Genomic DNA, 16,845 nt, shown 5'->3' with positions numbered 1-16,845 from the left:
GAGATGATTTTTAAATTACAACGCTTCTATTGCTACAGCGATTTCTGGCGAGGTTTTTAGTGTTCGAATTTGCCTAAATAACTCATCGGCTTCTGGATACTCTTTGCGTAAATAGCTAAACCACTGCTTAATACGTGATGCATGATAAATCGTCGTATCACCGCGCTTTTCTAAACGAACATAGCGCTTTAATAGTTGGATAACCTCTGACCATGGCATTCTAGCTTCTATGCCTTTTACAACTCGGCTTAAGTTAGGGGTATTCATTGCACCACGACCAATCATTATCGCATCGCAACCTGTTGTGGCTAAGCAGGCTAATGCGTCTTCACGGTTCCAAATTTCACCATTAGCAATCACAGGAATAGAGAGTCTTTGGCGGATCTCACCAATGGCCTGCCAATTGATTTTTTCCGCGCTATAACCATCTTCTTTTGTTCTGCCATGAACAGTGATTTCTGTTGCACCACCTTGTGCCACGGCATCTGCAATTTCATGGCTATACGCTGAAGAATCCCAGCCTAGTCTCACTTTAACTGATACTGGCAATTCTAAAGGTACAGCATCACGCATCGCTTTTGTGGCTTGATAAATCGTTTCTGGCTGTTTTAAAAGTGAAGCTCCACCACCACTGCCATTAACCGTTTTTGAAGGGCAACCGCAGTTTAAATCAACGCCCCAAGAGCCTAAAGAAACAGCTCTAAAAGCATTTTCAGCCAACCACTGTGGATGTTGTCCTAATAATTGCACTCGCACCAGAGTTCCACTTTTAGTACGGCTTTCTGTCTGCAATTCAGGGCATAAGCGATAAAACGCTTTCGTTGGCAGTAATGAGTCTACAACTCGTACAAACTCTGTAATACAGAGATCGTAATCGTTAATCGAAGTGAGTAATTCTCTCACAAGGGGGTCTAAAACCCCCTCCATTGGCGCTAATAGAACTCGCACTTTTTAACCTCAAAACTCTTTTCTAGCTTTTGACCAAGGGCTTTGATTATCACTACCTTCATCACTTTTACGTGAACGGCGAGGCCCTAATTTTCCGGTACGAGAGCCATCTTTATTACGGTAGTTTTCTTTGCTTTTATTACGTCCAGACTCTTTACCTTCGCTATCGCCCTCTTTACGACTATTGTTGCGATTATCTTTACCGCGAATATCTGCACGACCACCACTTCTACGCGGTGCATTATTCTTTGGTTTTTTATGTAAAGGAGCCGCTTTAATTGAAGGATCAGGATCGTAACCTTCTAATGCTAAACGTGGAATTTCGCGTTTTAATAGACGTTCAATATCAGCTAATAAACCATGTTCATCAACACAAACAAGTGAAATAGCCTTACCCGTTGCAGCAGCACGACCCGTTCTACCAATACGGTGAACATAATCTTCTGCCACTTGCGGTAATTCAAAATTGACCACATAAGGCAGTTGGTCGATATCAAGACCTCGAGCCGCAATATCTGTTGCTACTAACGCTTTTAATTTGCCGTCTTTAAAGTCAGCTAAAGCACGCGTTCTCGCACCTTGGCTTTTATTGCCATGAATAGCAGCTGATTTAATACCATCGGCATTTAAATGTTCAGCAAGCTTATTCGCCCCGTGTTTAGTACGTGTAAAAATAAGCACTTGTGGCCAATTTTCTAAGCCAATTAAGTGTGATAACAACTCTGTTTTACGTTTTTTATCCACTAAATGAACATATTGATCAACAGATTCAGCAGCCGAGTTTTTTGGCGCAACTGAAATACTCACAGGGTTATTTAATAGTGAATTAGCAAGCCCCGTGATCTCTTTAGAGAACGTCGCTGAAAACAGTAAGTTTTGACGTTTTTTCGGTAATTTATTGATCACACGGCGAATATCGTGGATAAAACCCATGTCTAACATACGATCAGCTTCATCAAGCACTAAAACTTCAACGCGAGAAAGGTCAACCGCATTTTGATGTTCAAGATCGAGTAAACGTCCAGGAGTTGCAATCAGTACATCAACACCACCACGTAACTTCATCATTTGTGGATTAATGCTCACACCACCAAAAACGACTAACGAGCGAATAGGAATATAACGGCTATACGCTTTTACGTTTTCAGCAATTTGAGCCGCAAGCTCGCGCGTTGGTGTCAAAATCAGCGCTTTAACTGGTTGACGACCTTTTGTTTTTACTGCTGATTGAGATAACTTTTCCAGTATTGGTAATGTAAAAGCTGCTGTTTTACCTGTGCCTGTTTGCGCACTCGCTAATACGTCTTTACCCGCCAAAATCGGCTCAATCGCCTGCTGTTGAATAGGGGTTGGGGTTTTATACCCTTGTTCATCAATAGCGCGGAGAAGCGCCTCACTTAAACCAAGCGATGTAAAATCGGTCAAAACAGTAGTCTCCTACAACCAGAACGTATAACACGGTGATTGAAATTAAAAATGACGGGCTTTCATACTGTCAATCTATAGGCATTATTACTCTATAGGTACTATCATTTCTAGGTATAGACAGTGATGAAAGAGAATGAATCTTGTTAGGTTAACCTAATAACACCTATTCTAACAGTTTTTGCTATATTCAGAATACAAAAATAATTTTCAATAATAGATTACACTTTTTTTATTACACATCAGCTTTATTCGATTATTTATCACAAATTTTCCCTATTGTTCAATATCATCTAATATAATACGCCTTGTTATCGCTGTTTTTAATATCATTGGTTTTGTTACATTTTACTTAAGTAAGGTATCTTCTATCATGTCAGACATCCACCAGAAGACAACACGCGGTGAACTAGCAAAACGACAATTATTGGAAGCGGCATGTGAGATCTTTGGTAAAAATGGGCCAGATGCCGCCACAACACGCCAAATTGCACAAGCTGCTCAACAAAATATTGCCGCTATCGCTTATTATTTTGGTTCCAAAGAAGGGCTATATCTCGCCGTTGCACAACATATTGCTGATCTTATTCGCCTTGATTTTGAACCGACCGTGGTCATTCTTGACGAATTTCTTGAACGGCCTAACCCAGTAGAACACCTCCCATTACTGCAAACGCTTATTACAGATAGTTTTTTACAATATGCTCGTCTTGTGCTTGATAAAGAAAATATTCATCTTAGTCGCATTATGGCAAGGGAACAGCTTGTCCCTACCGAAGCGTATTCTCTTATCCACCAGCAAGCGTTATCGCCACTTTTAAGGCGAGTAAACAAGTTATTAGCTATTTATATCGGTTTAGATGAAACACTTCCTGCAACAATGCTACATACTCACGCTATATTAGGAGAAGTGTTATCATTTCGCTTAGTAAGGGAAACCATTCTAAGACAAACGGGATGGGATAGAATTGGTAAGAATGAGTATCAGATTATCTCCAACACGTTAAAAACTCATATTACTTTATTACTCAATGGATTAAGAGAGATTTACACTAACACTCATCACGCATAAATAGAGTTATTATGAAAACTAAAAAAATCAGTTTCTTTATCATCTTAATGATTATTATCAGTATTGTTGCAGGTATCTATTATTACGAAGAAAACAAAGAGTCTGAATTAGTACTCTATGGCAATGTCGATATCCGTACAGTCAATCTTAGTTTTCGTGTTGCTGGAAAATTAGATACATTGCATGTTGATGAGGGTGCGCCCGTTGAAAAAGGACAATTATTAGGTCAGCTCGACGATGCACCTTATCGTAATGCGCTTAACAAAGCATATGGCGAACGAGATAGTGCTATCGCCGCATTAGCCTTAATGGAAGCGGGATATCGCACTGAAGAAATCGCGCAAGCTCAATCTGATGTGTCATTAAAGCAAGCCGCTTGGCAATACGCAGAAAACTTTTATAAACGTCAGCAAGATCTTGCTAACCGAAAAGTCATCTCAGCCAATGATTTAGATAGCGCAAGAAATAATCGCAATCAAGCGGCGGCTGCCTTAAAAGCGGCACAAGATAAGCTCAATCAGTATCAAAATGGTTATCGAAAAGAAGACATTGATGCGGCGAAAGGACAAGTTATGCAAGCTAAAGCCGCTGTTGCACAAGCTGAATTAAACCTCCAAGACACGCAACTAATCTCTCCATCACAAGGTACTGTGCTAACTCGAGCGGTGGAACCTGGTACAATATTATCGGCTGGAAGCCCTGTATTTACGGTGTCATTAACTAACCCTGTTTGGGTCAGAGCTTATATCAGTGAAACTCACTTAAGCGAAGCTGTTCCTAATCGAGAAGTTTATCTATACACCGATGGACGTAAAGATAAACCTTATCACGGTACGATTGGATTTGTTTCACCAACAGCCGAATTTACCCCAAAAAGTGTTGAAACACCGGAGTTAAGAACCGATTTAGTATATCGCCTCAGAGTAGTTGTGACGGATGCTGATGACGCATTACGCCAAGGTATGCCTGTCACCTTAAAATTTGCTTCCTCTCATTAAGTGTGGGGGAAAAATGGGACTCGCTGATTACACTATCGAACTTCTCGGTGTTGAAAAACACTTTACAGGACTGGAAAGCCCCGCTGTTTCGTCATTAACAGCCACCATTACAGGTGGCTCTGTGACGGGTTTAGTTGGCCCTGATGGCGCAGGCAAAACAACCTTAATTCGTATGCTTGCAGGCTTATTAAAGCCTGATGCTGGTGATATTCGTATTTTAGGAATGGATCCGCAAAAACAGAGTGTCGATGTCAGAGCTATTCTTGGCTATATGCCACAAAAATTTGGTCTGTATGAAGATTTAACAGTATTAGAAAACCTCAATCTTTATGCCGATTTAAAAAATGTCGTGGGTGAAGAGCGTAAAAAAGTTTATCAACAACTACTGACATTTACTGATCTCACTCGCTTTACATCTCGCCTTGCAGGTAATCTGTCTGGAGGCATGAAACAAAAGCTTGGGCTGGCTTGTACTTTATTAGGTAGTCCTAAAGTTCTGCTTCTTGACGAGCCAGGCGTGGGTGTCGATCCCATTGCACGCCGTGAGCTTTGGCAAATGGTGCATGCTTTGGCCAGCGATGGCATGTTGATACTATGGAGTACCTCTTATCTTGATGAAGCAGAGCAATGTAAAAACATTCTCTTACTTAACAAAGGAGAGCTACTTTATAGTGGTATTCCTCAAGATTTAACAGCAAAAATGGCAGGTCGCTCTTTTCTACTTAATGTTGAAGGTCATCAGCGTAGAAAAGTGTTACAACAGGCCATTATTCAACCTCAAGTTACGGATGGCGTTATTCAAGGGCAATCCGTTCGTTTGATCCTGAAAAAACAGAGTAATCAAACTGAATTACTAAGCGCTTTGGGTAAATCTGATACGAAGCTTATTCCTGCTACACCTCGCTTTGAAGATGCTTTTATAGATTTATTAGGAGGCGGTCCTTCTCATAAATCTGAATTAGCTGAAATTATGCCTCAGATCCCTCCCGCACCTAATGAAACCGTGATTGAAGCGCAACAGTTAACCAAAATGTTTGGTCAATTTGCAGCGACTGATCATGTCGATTTCCAAGTTAAACGTGGTGAAATTTTCGGTTTATTAGGCCCTAACGGTGCAGGTAAATCGACAACCTTTAAAATGATGTGTGGTTTATTAGTCCCCACCAGCGGTAAAGCCCTTGTGCTAGGTATGGACTTGAAAGAGAGCTCTGGAAAAGCGCGTCAACATTTAGGTTATATGGCACAAAAATTCTCACTTTATGGCAACCTTAAAGTGGGACAAAACTTGAAATTCTTCTCAGGTGTTTATGGCTTACATGGCAAACAACAACGCGATAAAATCAACGATATGATAACTGCCTTTGGTTTACAGCCGATGGTGAATCAAATCACTGAAACCTTACCTTTAGGTTATAAACAACGCCTTGCCCTTGCGTGCTCATTAATGCACGAGCCTGATATTCTCTTTTTAGATGAGCCTACATCAGGTGTTGACCCATTAACGCGAAGAGAGTTTTGGCTACATATTAATGGCATGGTGGATAAAGGAGTGACCGTGATGGTTACCACTCACTTTATGGATGAAGCAGAGTATTGCGATCGCATTGGTTTGGTTTATCGAGGCAAAATCATTGCAGCTGGCGAGCCTGATTCTCTGAAAAAAATGGTTGCCAGCAAAGATAATCCAACCCCTTCAATGGAAGATGCCTTTATTGGTTTAGTGCTGGATTACGATAAAAAACTTGAAAGTGAAAATGATAAAGGGAGCGAAAAACATGCATAATTCAGCTCAATCATCTCATGCCCGCTTTTCTTGGCGACGTTTATACGCACTGTGTTTAAAAGAAACAAAGCAAATTACTCGTGATCCCAGCAGTGCCCTAATTGCTATTGTTATCCCACTTACTTTGCTGTTTATTTTTGGGTATGGCATTAATTTAGACTCAAGCAAATTAAATATTGGCATTTTAACTAATCAACAAAGCCAACCAGCACAAGAGCTTGTTTACACCTTCACGAATTCACCCTATATCAATGCAACTATTAGCGATAATCGACAATTATTAATCGATAAAATGCAGGCGGGGCAAATCCGCGGCATTGTGGTTATTCCTGTTAATTTTGCTGAATTACTTGCTCGCCAAGATACTAAAGCCCCCATTCAAGTGATCACCGATGGCAGTGAACCTAATACGGCAAACTTTGTACAAGCTTACACAAAAGGGGTTTGGCAAATTTGGTTACAACAACAAGCTATCAGTAAAGGTATTGATACGACGCCATTAATTGAAATCGAACCTCGCTATTGGTTTAACCCTGCCGCAATTAGTCAGCACTATATTATTCCAGGTGCCGTCACCATTATTATTACGGTAGTGGGGGCTATTCTTACCTCGTTAGTGATTGCTCGTGAATGGGAAAGAGGCACTATGGAAGCCTTACTTTCCACTCAAATTACACGTACTGAGCTTCTTCTCTCAAAACTTATTCCTTACCAAGTGTTAGGGAGTTTTGTCATGGTGCTATGTATGGTAGTCACTGTATTTGTGCTTGGTGTGCCCTATCGGGGATCATTGTGGATTTTAGGTGGCATTACGTCGCTCTTTTTAGCTACTGCTTTAGGTATGGGATTACTTATTTCCACACTAACGCGTAATCAATTTAATGCCGCGATGATTTCGTTAAATGCTGCATTTTTGCCTGCAATTATGTTATCAGGCTTTGTTTTTGAAATTGATAGCATGCCATTTTTTATTCAAGTAGTGACCTATTTTATTCCTGCGCGTTATTTTGTGAGTAGTTTGCAAACACTATTTTTAGCTGGCGATATTCCATTGATATTAATGTTAGATATGTGGTTGTTGATCGTTTCTGCCATATTCTTTATTGGCTTAACGGCGTTAGCAACACGACGTCGATTAGATTAAAGGGAGAGTATTTATGTTTTATCGTCTTCTCACCCTGATAATGAAAGAGTTACAGTCATTATTACAAGAGCCTCAAACTCGCATTATCTTAATAATGCCAGTTATCTTTCAGATGATCTTATTTCCATTTGCCGCAACATTAGATGTTACCAATGCCTCTATTGCCATTTTTGATGAAGATAATGGTAAACAATCTATTGAGTTAACCCAGCGTATCGCCAAAGCAAGTGCATTCTCTCAAACTCTTTTGCTTAAAAATGAACATGAAATAAAAGAGGCTATTGATAATCGTAAAGCGCTTTTATTAGTTCGTTTTCCACAGAATTTTAGCGCCGATTTAGAAAGCCATGTTCCTGTTAAATTACAAATAATCCTAGATGGTCGAAATTCTAATAGTGCGCAAATTGCCGCTAATTATGTACAGCAAATCGTACAAAACTATCAAACTGAATTAGCAGGCAATACACCTTCTTTACTGAATAAAACAGAACTTGTTGTTCGTAATTGGTATAACCCGAATTTAAATTACAAATGGTTTATTGTGCCCTCTTTAGTCGCATTAATTATTACCATTGGCGTCATGATTGTGACTTCACTTTCTGTTGCTAGAGAGCGCGAACAAGGCACGTTAGATCAACTGTTAGTTTCGCCTCTCTCAACATGGCAAATCTTTGTCGGTAAAGCCGTTCCAGCAATGGTCGTTGCTGCCATTCAAGGCACTATCGTGTTAATTATTGGTATATTTGGTTATCAAATTCCCTTTTCTGGCTCATTATTGCTGTTTTACTTTACCATGCTGATTTATGGCTTATCGCTGGTGGGTTTTGGTTTGCTAATATCCGCATTAAGCTCGACACAGCAACAGGCTTTTATTGGTGTCTTTGTGTTTATGATGCCCGCTGTTTTATTATCTGGCTATATTTCCCCCGTAGAAAACATGCCCGTTTGGCTACAACATGCCACATGGATAAACCCAATTCGCCATTTCACCGATATCACAAAACAGATTTACCTTAAAAATGCCGACATCACTGTTATATGGCACAGTTTATGGCCTTTATTGGTGATTGCTGTAGGAACAGGTAGCATTGCCTATTATCTTTTCCAAAGGAAGATAGCTTAAAATCTGTACTTTGATAACTAACTCTAATAGACTGATACCAAAGAAAAAATCAATAGGCGTGCAATATGCAAATCAGCAAACTACGACTTGAAAATTATGGTGTTTTTACTGATGCTGACATCACGTTAGCCACAAAAGATGGCAACGAGAATGGCTCAAATATTACTGTATTTATTGGTAATAATGGTTCAGGGAAAACCAGTATTTTAGATGCGATTGCAACAGGTTTAAGTTGGTTTGTAGCGAAGCTGGAAGATAAAAATGCGGAAGGGAAATTAATTACTAAAGCTAAAATTAATCTTTTATCTGAAGTCGCCACAATTTCTTTTAATAAAAAAGAAAAAACAAATATTACTTTGATTAATCACTCTTCAAATATAGATACAAATACTTTAGATTTTGATTTAACAACAGCGCGCTATTTAACAGATAATAATAAACTTTCTTCTTATGCTAGCGATAATCAATTAGATCATTTTTCTGCTTCATATCGCCATGCATTACGATCAAAAGAAAAAATTGAATTAAATTTTCCCATCACAGCTTATTATGGCGCAACTCGCCATACTTATGACACAACAATCAACAACGCAATTCAGCCCAGTAATAACCGTCAATTTGATATTTTATCCGCGTATAAAGATGCTCTAGAAGTTAAAACAGATTATGCCGATTTCTTTGCTTGGTTTCGTTACCGTGAAGATATCGAAAATGAAACGGCTCCTCACACAAGCATTATGAAATTGTTAGAAAAACATACTGATGTAAATAGTGAAATTTACCAAAGTATGTTAGCTGAGCAAAAGAAATTGCAAGATAAAGCATTAACTGCTGTACGTGAAGCCATTAAAATTTTCTTATCTGATGACAGTTCTACGATTGAAAATATCTATATTGAGCGCACACCTGATCTTTCCATGAAAGTAGTGAAAGACGGTACTCACTTTTCTATTGAACAACTCTCTTATGGCGAAAAATCATTACTTGCTATGGTTGGTGATATCGCACGCCGTTTAACAATTTTAAATCCAACTTTGGGTAATCCCTTAAAGGGCAAAGGCATTATTTTAATTGATGAGCCTGACATCCACTTACACCCTCAATGGCAACGACGATTAATCGCTTTATTGGATAAAACCTTTCCTAACTGCCAATTTGTATTAACGACACACTCACCATTATTGATCAGTGATCACAAAGATATTCTTGTTTACAGCATTGAAAAAGGTCAGGTTGAAAAAGTCTCTTCACTTTATGGGCAAGATATCAATAGCGTACTGTCAGAAATTATGGATACTGACTTTATCAATCAAAAAGTGCAAAGCCAAATCGGCGATATTCTTGATGCGATTCAAAATGCCGATATTGCAACAGCAAAAGATTTATTAGCTGAATTAGAACAAGATGTTTCAACAAATAATATTGAGCTAGTTAAAGCACGATTATTGCTAAAGAAAAAGGAAGTTCAACTTGAGAAAAATCAGCAAAAGAAATGATTATGAACCCACAAGTTTAACTCAATGGAAAAGGCAAAATAAATATAAAAAATACGCTGATTTAACCCCAGAAATTCGAACAGAAATAAGAGAAGTATTACTAGAAGAGCAGTTCTATTTATGTGGCCATTGTTGTCAGCAAATAAAATCAATTCATGACTGCCACAATGAACATATCGAACCTCAACAATTAGCACAAAATAAAACGCTTGAGTTCTCTAATCTTATCGCCAGTTGCAATGCTAAGAAACAATGCGGCGATTCTCATCAACATCACGCACTTCCCCTTACTCCACTTATGGATGAGTGTGAGACTGAATTACAGTTTTCAATTAGTGGTAGAGTTAATGGTGTAACATCCCGTGCTGAAAAGGCAATTGAAATATTGAATTTAGGCTCTAGCACTTTTCCCAATAACTTATTAATCAGTAAAAGAAAACACGCTATTGAACAAATCTTATTTATTAATGGAATTGATCCTAATGAAGGACTAGAAGATGATGATTTACTTAATGATTTAATCATAGAACTAGCAAAACCTAATGATGATGGAAAACTAGAAAGCTTTTCACCTATTATTATTAATATATTGAAACAGTGGTTAACTTAACAATAAGGGTAATATTATGACTCCTGCTATTTCTGGTATAAACATTCTCTTTGTTGCCGGTTTTGGTCCTATTACTCGTAATAATGCACAAAGCCAGCTTTTTTATAAAGATGCGCTTAATTTGCCTTTAAAACCAATGGAAGATAATAGTGATTATTTATCAACATCAGAAGGTGAATTAAAAGGTGTTAAACATTTTGCACTGTGGCCTTTAGAGCAAGCCGCTATATCTTGCTTTGGTAATGATGTTTGGCCAAATGATCTGTCAATACCACAATATTGGGTTGAATTTGAAGTAGAAGATATTAATACCGCCACTCAAACTTTAAAACAAAAAGGCTATCAACTGCTTGTTGATAATCGAATTGAACCTTGGGGACAAACTGTCACACGGTTATTAAGCCCTGAAGGAGCTTTAGTAGGTTTAACTATTACACCTTGGTTACGAGATAATTAAACTTCATTCTATTTCAATTATGTGCGACAGAAAAATTCTCTTAATAAATGCACAAAAAAATCCCACAACTTATAAAAGTTATGGGATTTATTTTTTATGCTGTTTTTAAACTACGTTTATCCGTAGATACCGTTAAAATTAACGACGGTCGCCTAAAATACGCAGTAACATTAAGAACAAGTTGATGAAATCTAAATAAAGCGTTAATGCCCCCATAATTGAGTAACGGCGCATATTTTCTTTATCTTCTTGGTTAATTTCATTCCCCATATCTTTTAATTTTTGTGTGTCGTAAGCAGTTAAACCTGCGAAAATCAACACACCAGCATAAGAGATAACCATGCTCATCATTGAGCTTTGCATAAAGATATTCACGATAGAAGCAATAATGATACCGATAAGCCCCATAAACAGGAAGCTACCCATACCCGTTAAGCTACGCTTAGTCGTGTAACCGTAAACACTTAATGCACCAAACATCGCAGCACAAATAAAGAAAGTGCTAGCAATTGAAGATGCGGTATAAACCAGTAATACGCTTGAGATAGTCACACCAGTTAGCACGGAATAGAGCATAAACAATGAGGTTGCCATTGCGCCACTCATTTTATGAACCATACCAGATAACACGAAAACTAACCCTAATTGAGCAATGATCAGACCAAAAAAGACGACCTTGCTAGAAAAAATCATTGATAATAATGCTTCGCTTGATGCAACGTAGAGTGCAACAAACGCAGTGAGTAACAGACCTACAGTCATCCAACCATAAACCTGAGCCATAAAGGTTTGTAGGCCAGAACCTGTGCGCTGTACGATTGAATCATTTGAACGTGAAAATCGATCCATGATGATTACCCTTTAATCATAGTGATAACGTTAGGTTTAACAATAACGTTTATTTCAGTAAAAAGTCCATTATGGACTCATTAGAATTTAATTTTATCACACTGATTTTACATTTCCACGAATTAAACTGTATGAAATGTCACCATAAAATAAATTTAAGTAAAGTAATGTAGCGTTTAATTCAGTGTGATGATTTATTCCCAGCGCTCAGCCGAGTCATAATCACTTTGGCGTGCATCAACCCATCTGTCGTTGTTTTCAGAAAGCCCTTCTTTTTTCCAAAATGGTGCACGTGTTTTTAAGAAATCCATAATAAATTCAGCAGATTCAAATGCACTATTGCGATGAGAACTGGTGACACCGACAAACACTATCTCTTCACCAATATGCAAAGTTCCAACGCGGTGAATAACACTTACACGCTGTAAAGGCCAACGAGAGCGAGCTTCATTCACAATATCTGTTAGTGCTTTTTCAGTCATTCCTGGATAGTGTTCAAGCGTGAGCGTACTTACTTCATCACCGAGATTATGATTACGAACTTTACCCGTAAATGTCACAACAGCACCATCGCTGTCACACTCTGAAAGCCATTGGTATTCATCACCAACACTAAAACTTTCGGTTTGTACTGAAATACGAGTTGATGCGCTCATCTTATCCTCCTGTAACAGGTGGGAAAAAAGCGATTTCATCACCATCATTAATAACGTGAGAACCTTGAACAAAGGATTGGTTTACCGCAGAGAGTAACTTGCCATCTTCTAATGCGAGTGACCAACGTTCACCTTTAGTAATTAATGCCTTACGTAAATCATCTACTGTGTGGTATTTACAATCTAATTCAAGCGAATCAACACCCACTAATTCACGGACTTGAGCAAAGAAGAGAACCTTAATCATGCTTCCACCTTAAAGTGACCTGATTTACCACCTGTTTTTTCTAATAAACGTACAGGTCCTATCACCATATCTTTTTGAACAGCTTTGCACATATCATAAATCGTCAACGCAGCTACCGATGCCGCAGTTAATGCTTCCATCTCAACCCCTGTTTTACCCGTTAAACGGCAAACAGATTCAATACGTACGCGGTTGGATCCTGTGAGTGCTTCTAAACGCACTTCAACTTTAGTTAATAACAGCGGATGACATAATGGGATTAACTCCCATGTTCTTTTTGCTGCTTGAATACCTGCAATTCTTGCGGTCGCAAATACATCACCTTTATGATGTTTGCCTTCGGTGATCATGCTTAATGTTTCTGCTGACATTTCAACAAAGGCTTCAGCACGCGCTTCTCGCACTGTTTCAGCTTTAGCGCTAACATCCACCATGTGAGCTTCACCGGCAGCATTAATATGAGTTAGTTGAGACATGCACAACTCCTGAAATTAACGAAATAACAGAGCGAAAAACTATCCACCAATCACAGATAAGTTCGGTGTAATACCGCTATCGCCTTGATGAAGAAAATGGGTTTCTCGTTTATGAAGAAGACCACCCTGGATACGCTGTTGTAATGCTTCTTGTTGACTATCATCAGCAAGCAGATCGCGTAAAGGAATACCATTTTCACCAAATAAGCAAAGATGGAGATTACCAATGGCCGAAACACGTAAACGGTTACAGGTTAGGCAAAAGTCTTTTTCATAAGGCATAATAAGACCGATTTCACCTTGATAATCAGGATGGGTAAATACTTGAGCAGGCCCGTCACTACGAGCGCGAGGAATTTGTAACCAACCTTCATTGAGTAAACGCTGGCGAATAACTTCACCAGATAAATGAAAGCGGTTGAATATATCACTACCGTCACCAGTTTCCATTAATTCAATAAAGCGCAGCTGAATGGGTCTATCTTTGATCCAATTTAGAAAATCAGGGAGGTTTTTATCATTTACATTGCGCATCAACACAACGTTGACTTTGACTTTTTCGAAACCTGCGGTAAATGCAGCATCAATACCTTCCATCACTTGGCTAAATTTATCTTGCCCTGTAATAGCATGGAATTGACGAGGATCGAGGCTATCAACACTCACATTAATTGCACTTAAACCGGCATCACGCCATTGAGCGACATCACGAGATAATCGATAACCATTTGTTGTAACTGCAATTTTTTTGATAGCCGCATTGTCTTTAATGGTTGCGATAATATCAGTAAAATCACGACGCATTGTAGGCTCACCACCAGTTAGGCGAATTTTTTCTGTCCCTAACGCGGCAAAAGATTGTGTCAGTCTGCTGATTTCATCTAACGAAAGAAATGATTTATGACCGTTAGGCTTATAACCATTAGGTAGGCAATAAGTACAACGAAAATTACACACGTCTGTAATTGAAAGACGTAAATAGAAAAATTTGCGGGAAAACGCATCAACGAGTTGTTGCATAGTAACACCTTTCCAAATCGGGAGATGCGGGCATTTCTACCTTGCACCCTGGTGACTTGTTTCGTCACGGCCAGAACATCATATCTTGTAAACACATGACTTAGACGTTAAGGCTAGGAGTTAATCTTTACCTGTTTTTCACAGGTTTCTAATACCTATATATTTATTGTGGATTCTACCTGCTAATCTTTCAAAAAGCGAATAATGTTTTCGCTATATAATTTATAATACAACGACTTACGACACTTTAATCACTTTAATAACATAAGTAAAAACACTTTCATTGATTAAATATTAGGCTATCAAAAGTAAAATTAAACTAGGAATGTGATGAAATCACGTCGTGATCATAGGCTTAAAATTTAATTGTGATAAATTAGCGGCAAATTTTTAAAGATGAGTAGAACAAATATGCGAAATCGCACGCTAAGTGATTTAGATCGTGTTGTTGCCCTTGGTGGTGGTCATGGCCTTGGACGTGTGCTTTCAGCACTCTCCTACTTAGGCTCTCGTCTCACTGGTATTGTTACAACAACAGACAATGGCGGTTCTACTGGCCGTATTCGCCAAGAAGAAGGTGGCATTGCGTGGGGCGATATGCGCAATTGTATTAATCAGTTAATTACTGAGCCTTCCGTTGCTTCTGCAATGTTTGAATACCGTTTTTCTGGTACAGGCGAACTGGCAGGACATAATTTAGGTAATCTAATGCTTAAAGCACTTGATAACTTAAGTGTTCGACCTTTAGAAGCCATTAATCTTATCCGCGGATTATTAAGAGTGAATGCTCACCTTATTCCTATGTCTGAACAAGCCGTTGACCTTATAGCGATAGATGACCAAGGAAATGAGATTTATGGTGAGGTCAATGTTGATATTTTACCAAAGATCCCCCAAAAGCTTGATCTCTACCCTAAAGTACCGACTACACGAGAAGCCATTGAAGCGATTGAACAAGCAGATTTGATCTTAATTGGTCCCGGTAGCTTTTTTACCAGTTTAATGCCTTTATTATTACTACCAGAACTTGCACAAGCATTACGCCGTAGCAGTGCAACAACCATTTATATTGGTAATTTAGGCAAAGAACTAAGCCCTGCGGCTGCCAGTATGACGATGTCTGATAAAATCGCCATGATGGAGAATTATATTGGTTTGCAAACCATAGATGCCGTGATTATTAGCCCTGAAACACAATATGAATCGATGAAAGGTCGATTAATTGTGCAAGCTCAATTGGAAGCCAAAGATATTCCTTATCGTCACGACCGTCATCTATTAGGCAAAGCTATTGAGTTAACGTTGCAACAATTAGGGCAACGTAATGCATCACCTCAGACCGTTAAATAGTATTTAATTACCTACTTTCATAAAAAAACCGCATTTGCAATAAACAGCAAGTGCGGTTTTTTGTCGACAAAAACACAATATCACTATTGGTTTTCAACGTGTTATTAGCTATTAAGCTGCTTTAATGTAATACGCTGACTAATCGCTTCTTCAATTTCGTCGAGCGTCATTGGTACATCATTTTTCATCAAACCAAGACCCGCCACAGTACGAGAAAACGACATTAAATCTAATGGAGGCAACTCCATGACCCAATTCTCTTCTGTTGCCAACGTATCTTCCGCATTCAGAATATTTTGTATAACATCCGTAAAAGCTTGATGAGAAGATACCCAATCTTGATCGCCACTTGCCCAAAACCAACGAGCAGCAATAAAATTTCTCCACATATCTTCCCAACCATCATAAATCCGACGCAACATTGATGCGCTCATTAATGACCATGTTTGGGCTTCTTGTTGAGTAATATAACCTTGTTGGCAACCTTCTAAACAGAGCTTGTTAAAACGACAGAGATCCCAAATAAGGTATTTCACATTTTGGATATTCATGCGATTTGTGCTCATCATATCGATTTGCCATAAACGCTCATTTTTATCGTGTTCAGTTAACTCAGAAAGTAAAATATCATTTTTTAATGACTGAACATCGTCTTCTTTACCATCCAAAATTTGGTCACGTAGCTGATAAAAATCATTGGTGTGACCTTGAGTGAGCAACCAAAATAGTTGATAGACTAAATCCCAACGGTCGTTAATTCCCCAACCTGCTGATAATCCACCATCATCTTTACCTTTATCATATTCGTTATATGCCCACTCATTCATTGCGGCATAAGGTGCTGCAACATATAAACCCCATTCATTGGGTAACAACTGACCTGACGTATTTTCTGCTTCAGATAAAATGGGCTCCTGCCCCGCTGTTGATGTTTTTTGCAACTCACTATCTTGTACAGCAAATTTGCGTAGCCATTTAAAAAGCATAATAAGAAGAATAACACCAAGAATTACCCCAGCAGAGCTGGGAAACCCTGCATAAACATAACCACTCATTCACTATCCTTAATGTCTTTTTTATCTTTGTAAATAATTGACGCTTTGTTTGTGGTGGTATTTAAACAGTTGAACGCCATTAAGGGAATATCAAACAAGGCAAAAAATGGAAGATAGAAGATAAAAAGGGATAATC

Annotated in this window: 17 protein-coding genes and 1 riboswitch; of the genes, 9 read left to right on the top strand and 8 right to left on the bottom strand. The window is 38.6% G+C overall.

Features of this window, described 5'->3' with window-relative positions; translation table 11 throughout:
- Window positions 1-15: 15 nt before the first annotated feature.
- Both dusC and rhlE read right to left on the bottom strand, forming a co-directional pair.
- The gene (dusC, locus tag ACNARN_RS07090; RefSeq protein WP_198620445.1) at window positions 16-948 is read right to left on the bottom strand and encodes a tRNA dihydrouridine(16) synthase DusC; all 933 of its coding nucleotides are present in this window, start codon (window positions 946-948) and stop codon (window positions 16-18) included.
- A gap of 9 nt (window positions 949-957) precedes the next feature.
- Complete coding sequence (gene rhlE, locus ACNARN_RS07085; RefSeq protein WP_196534301.1) at window positions 958-2,373, bottom strand: ATP-dependent RNA helicase RhlE; 1,416 nt, start codon at window positions 2,371-2,373, stop codon at window positions 958-960.
- 373 nt (window positions 2,374-2,746) lie between these two features.
- Here rhlE and cecR point away from each other — a divergent pair, with 373 nt between their 5' ends.
- From cecR to ACNARN_RS07045, 8 genes are all read left to right on the top strand, one after another.
- Window positions 2,747-3,445 carry a transcriptional regulator CecR gene (cecR, locus tag ACNARN_RS07080; protein ID WP_198620444.1) on the top strand — a complete coding sequence of 233 codons (699 nt, stop codon included), beginning with the start codon at window positions 2,747-2,749 and terminating at the stop codon, window positions 3,443-3,445.
- A gap of 11 nt (window positions 3,446-3,456) precedes the next feature.
- A complete protein-coding gene (hlyD, locus tag ACNARN_RS07075; protein ID WP_198620443.1) occupies window positions 3,457-4,443 on the top strand; it encodes a secretion protein HlyD in 987 nt (328 codons plus the stop codon).
- Between the two features lie 13 nt (window positions 4,444-4,456).
- On the top strand, window positions 4,457-6,226 hold the full coding sequence (locus tag ACNARN_RS07070) for an ATP-binding cassette domain-containing protein (protein WP_196564399.1): 1,770 nt from the start codon (window positions 4,457-4,459) through the stop codon (window positions 6,224-6,226).
- Window positions 6,219-7,370, top strand: coding sequence for an ABC transporter permease (locus ACNARN_RS07065; protein ID WP_109373988.1), 1,152 nt, complete (start codon window positions 6,219-6,221; stop codon window positions 7,368-7,370). Before ACNARN_RS07070 ends, ACNARN_RS07065 begins: the two co-directional genes overlap by 8 nt.
- A gap of 13 nt (window positions 7,371-7,383) precedes the next feature.
- Entirely contained in the window at window positions 7,384-8,493 is a 1,110-nt protein-coding gene (locus ACNARN_RS07060; RefSeq protein WP_198620442.1) for an ABC transporter permease, read from the top strand.
- Between the two features lie 65 nt (window positions 8,494-8,558).
- Entirely contained in the window at window positions 8,559-9,989 is a 1,431-nt protein-coding gene (locus tag ACNARN_RS07055; RefSeq protein ID WP_416304285.1) for an AAA family ATPase, read from the top strand.
- Window positions 9,964-10,599 (top strand): retron system putative HNH endonuclease, encoded by a 636-nt coding sequence (locus ACNARN_RS07050; protein WP_416304284.1) that lies wholly within the window; start codon window positions 9,964-9,966, stop codon window positions 10,597-10,599. Before ACNARN_RS07055 ends, ACNARN_RS07050 begins: the two co-directional genes overlap by 26 nt.
- A 16-nt stretch (window positions 10,600-10,615) precedes the next feature.
- Window positions 10,616-11,056 carry a glyoxalase gene (locus ACNARN_RS07045; RefSeq protein ID WP_416304283.1) on the top strand — a complete coding sequence of 147 codons (441 nt, stop codon included), beginning with the start codon at window positions 10,616-10,618 and terminating at the stop codon, window positions 11,054-11,056.
- A gap of 138 nt (window positions 11,057-11,194) precedes the next feature.
- On the opposite strand, the gene ACNARN_RS07040 is transcribed toward ACNARN_RS07045, so the two are convergent.
- The 5 genes from ACNARN_RS07040 to moaA form a co-directional block, all read right to left on the bottom strand.
- On the bottom strand, window positions 11,195-11,905 hold the full coding sequence (locus ACNARN_RS07040; protein ID WP_109373985.1) for a Bax inhibitor-1 family protein: 711 nt from the start codon (window positions 11,903-11,905) through the stop codon (window positions 11,195-11,197).
- 194 nt (window positions 11,906-12,099) lie between these two features.
- Entirely contained in the window at window positions 12,100-12,561 is a 462-nt protein-coding gene (gene moaE, locus ACNARN_RS07035; RefSeq protein ID WP_416304282.1) for a molybdopterin synthase catalytic subunit MoaE, read from the bottom strand.
- Between the two features lies 1 nt (window position 12,562).
- Complete coding sequence (gene moaD, locus ACNARN_RS07030) at window positions 12,563-12,808, bottom strand: molybdopterin synthase sulfur carrier subunit (protein ID WP_109373984.1); 246 nt, start codon at window positions 12,806-12,808, stop codon at window positions 12,563-12,565.
- On the bottom strand, window positions 12,805-13,284 hold the full coding sequence (gene moaC, locus ACNARN_RS07025; RefSeq protein WP_023581221.1) for a cyclic pyranopterin monophosphate synthase MoaC: 480 nt from the start codon (window positions 13,282-13,284) through the stop codon (window positions 12,805-12,807). Before moaC ends, moaD begins: the two co-directional genes overlap by 4 nt.
- Before the next feature lie 39 nt (window positions 13,285-13,323).
- A complete protein-coding gene (moaA, locus tag ACNARN_RS07020) occupies window positions 13,324-14,304 on the bottom strand; it encodes a GTP 3',8-cyclase MoaA (protein WP_088493379.1) in 981 nt (326 codons plus the stop codon).
- Window positions 14,294-14,436: riboswitch (molybdenum cofactor riboswitch) on the bottom strand. (Overlaps the previous gene by 11 nt.)
- A 279-nt stretch (window positions 14,437-14,715) precedes the next feature.
- Here moaA and yvcK point away from each other — a divergent pair.
- Window positions 14,716-15,654: a uridine diphosphate-N-acetylglucosamine-binding protein YvcK gene (gene yvcK, locus ACNARN_RS07015; RefSeq protein WP_416304281.1), complete on the top strand. Its 939-nt coding sequence runs from the start codon at window positions 14,716-14,718 to the stop codon at window positions 15,652-15,654.
- A 104-nt stretch (window positions 15,655-15,758) separates the two neighbouring features.
- Here the strand turns inward: yvcK and ACNARN_RS07010 are convergent, their stop codons facing one another.
- A complete protein-coding gene (locus ACNARN_RS07010; RefSeq protein ID WP_416304280.1) occupies window positions 15,759-16,709 on the bottom strand; it encodes a DUF1266 domain-containing protein in 951 nt (316 codons plus the stop codon).
- Between the last annotated feature and the right edge of the window lie 136 nt (window positions 16,710-16,845).

Source organism: Proteus sp. TSJ240517, assembly GCF_047921575.1.
In the GTDB taxonomy this organism is placed as follows: domain Bacteria; phylum Pseudomonadota; class Gammaproteobacteria; order Enterobacterales; family Enterobacteriaceae; genus Proteus.
Note: the sequence above shows the minus strand (reverse complement) of the source record. Positions and strands in the feature narration are given on the sequence as shown.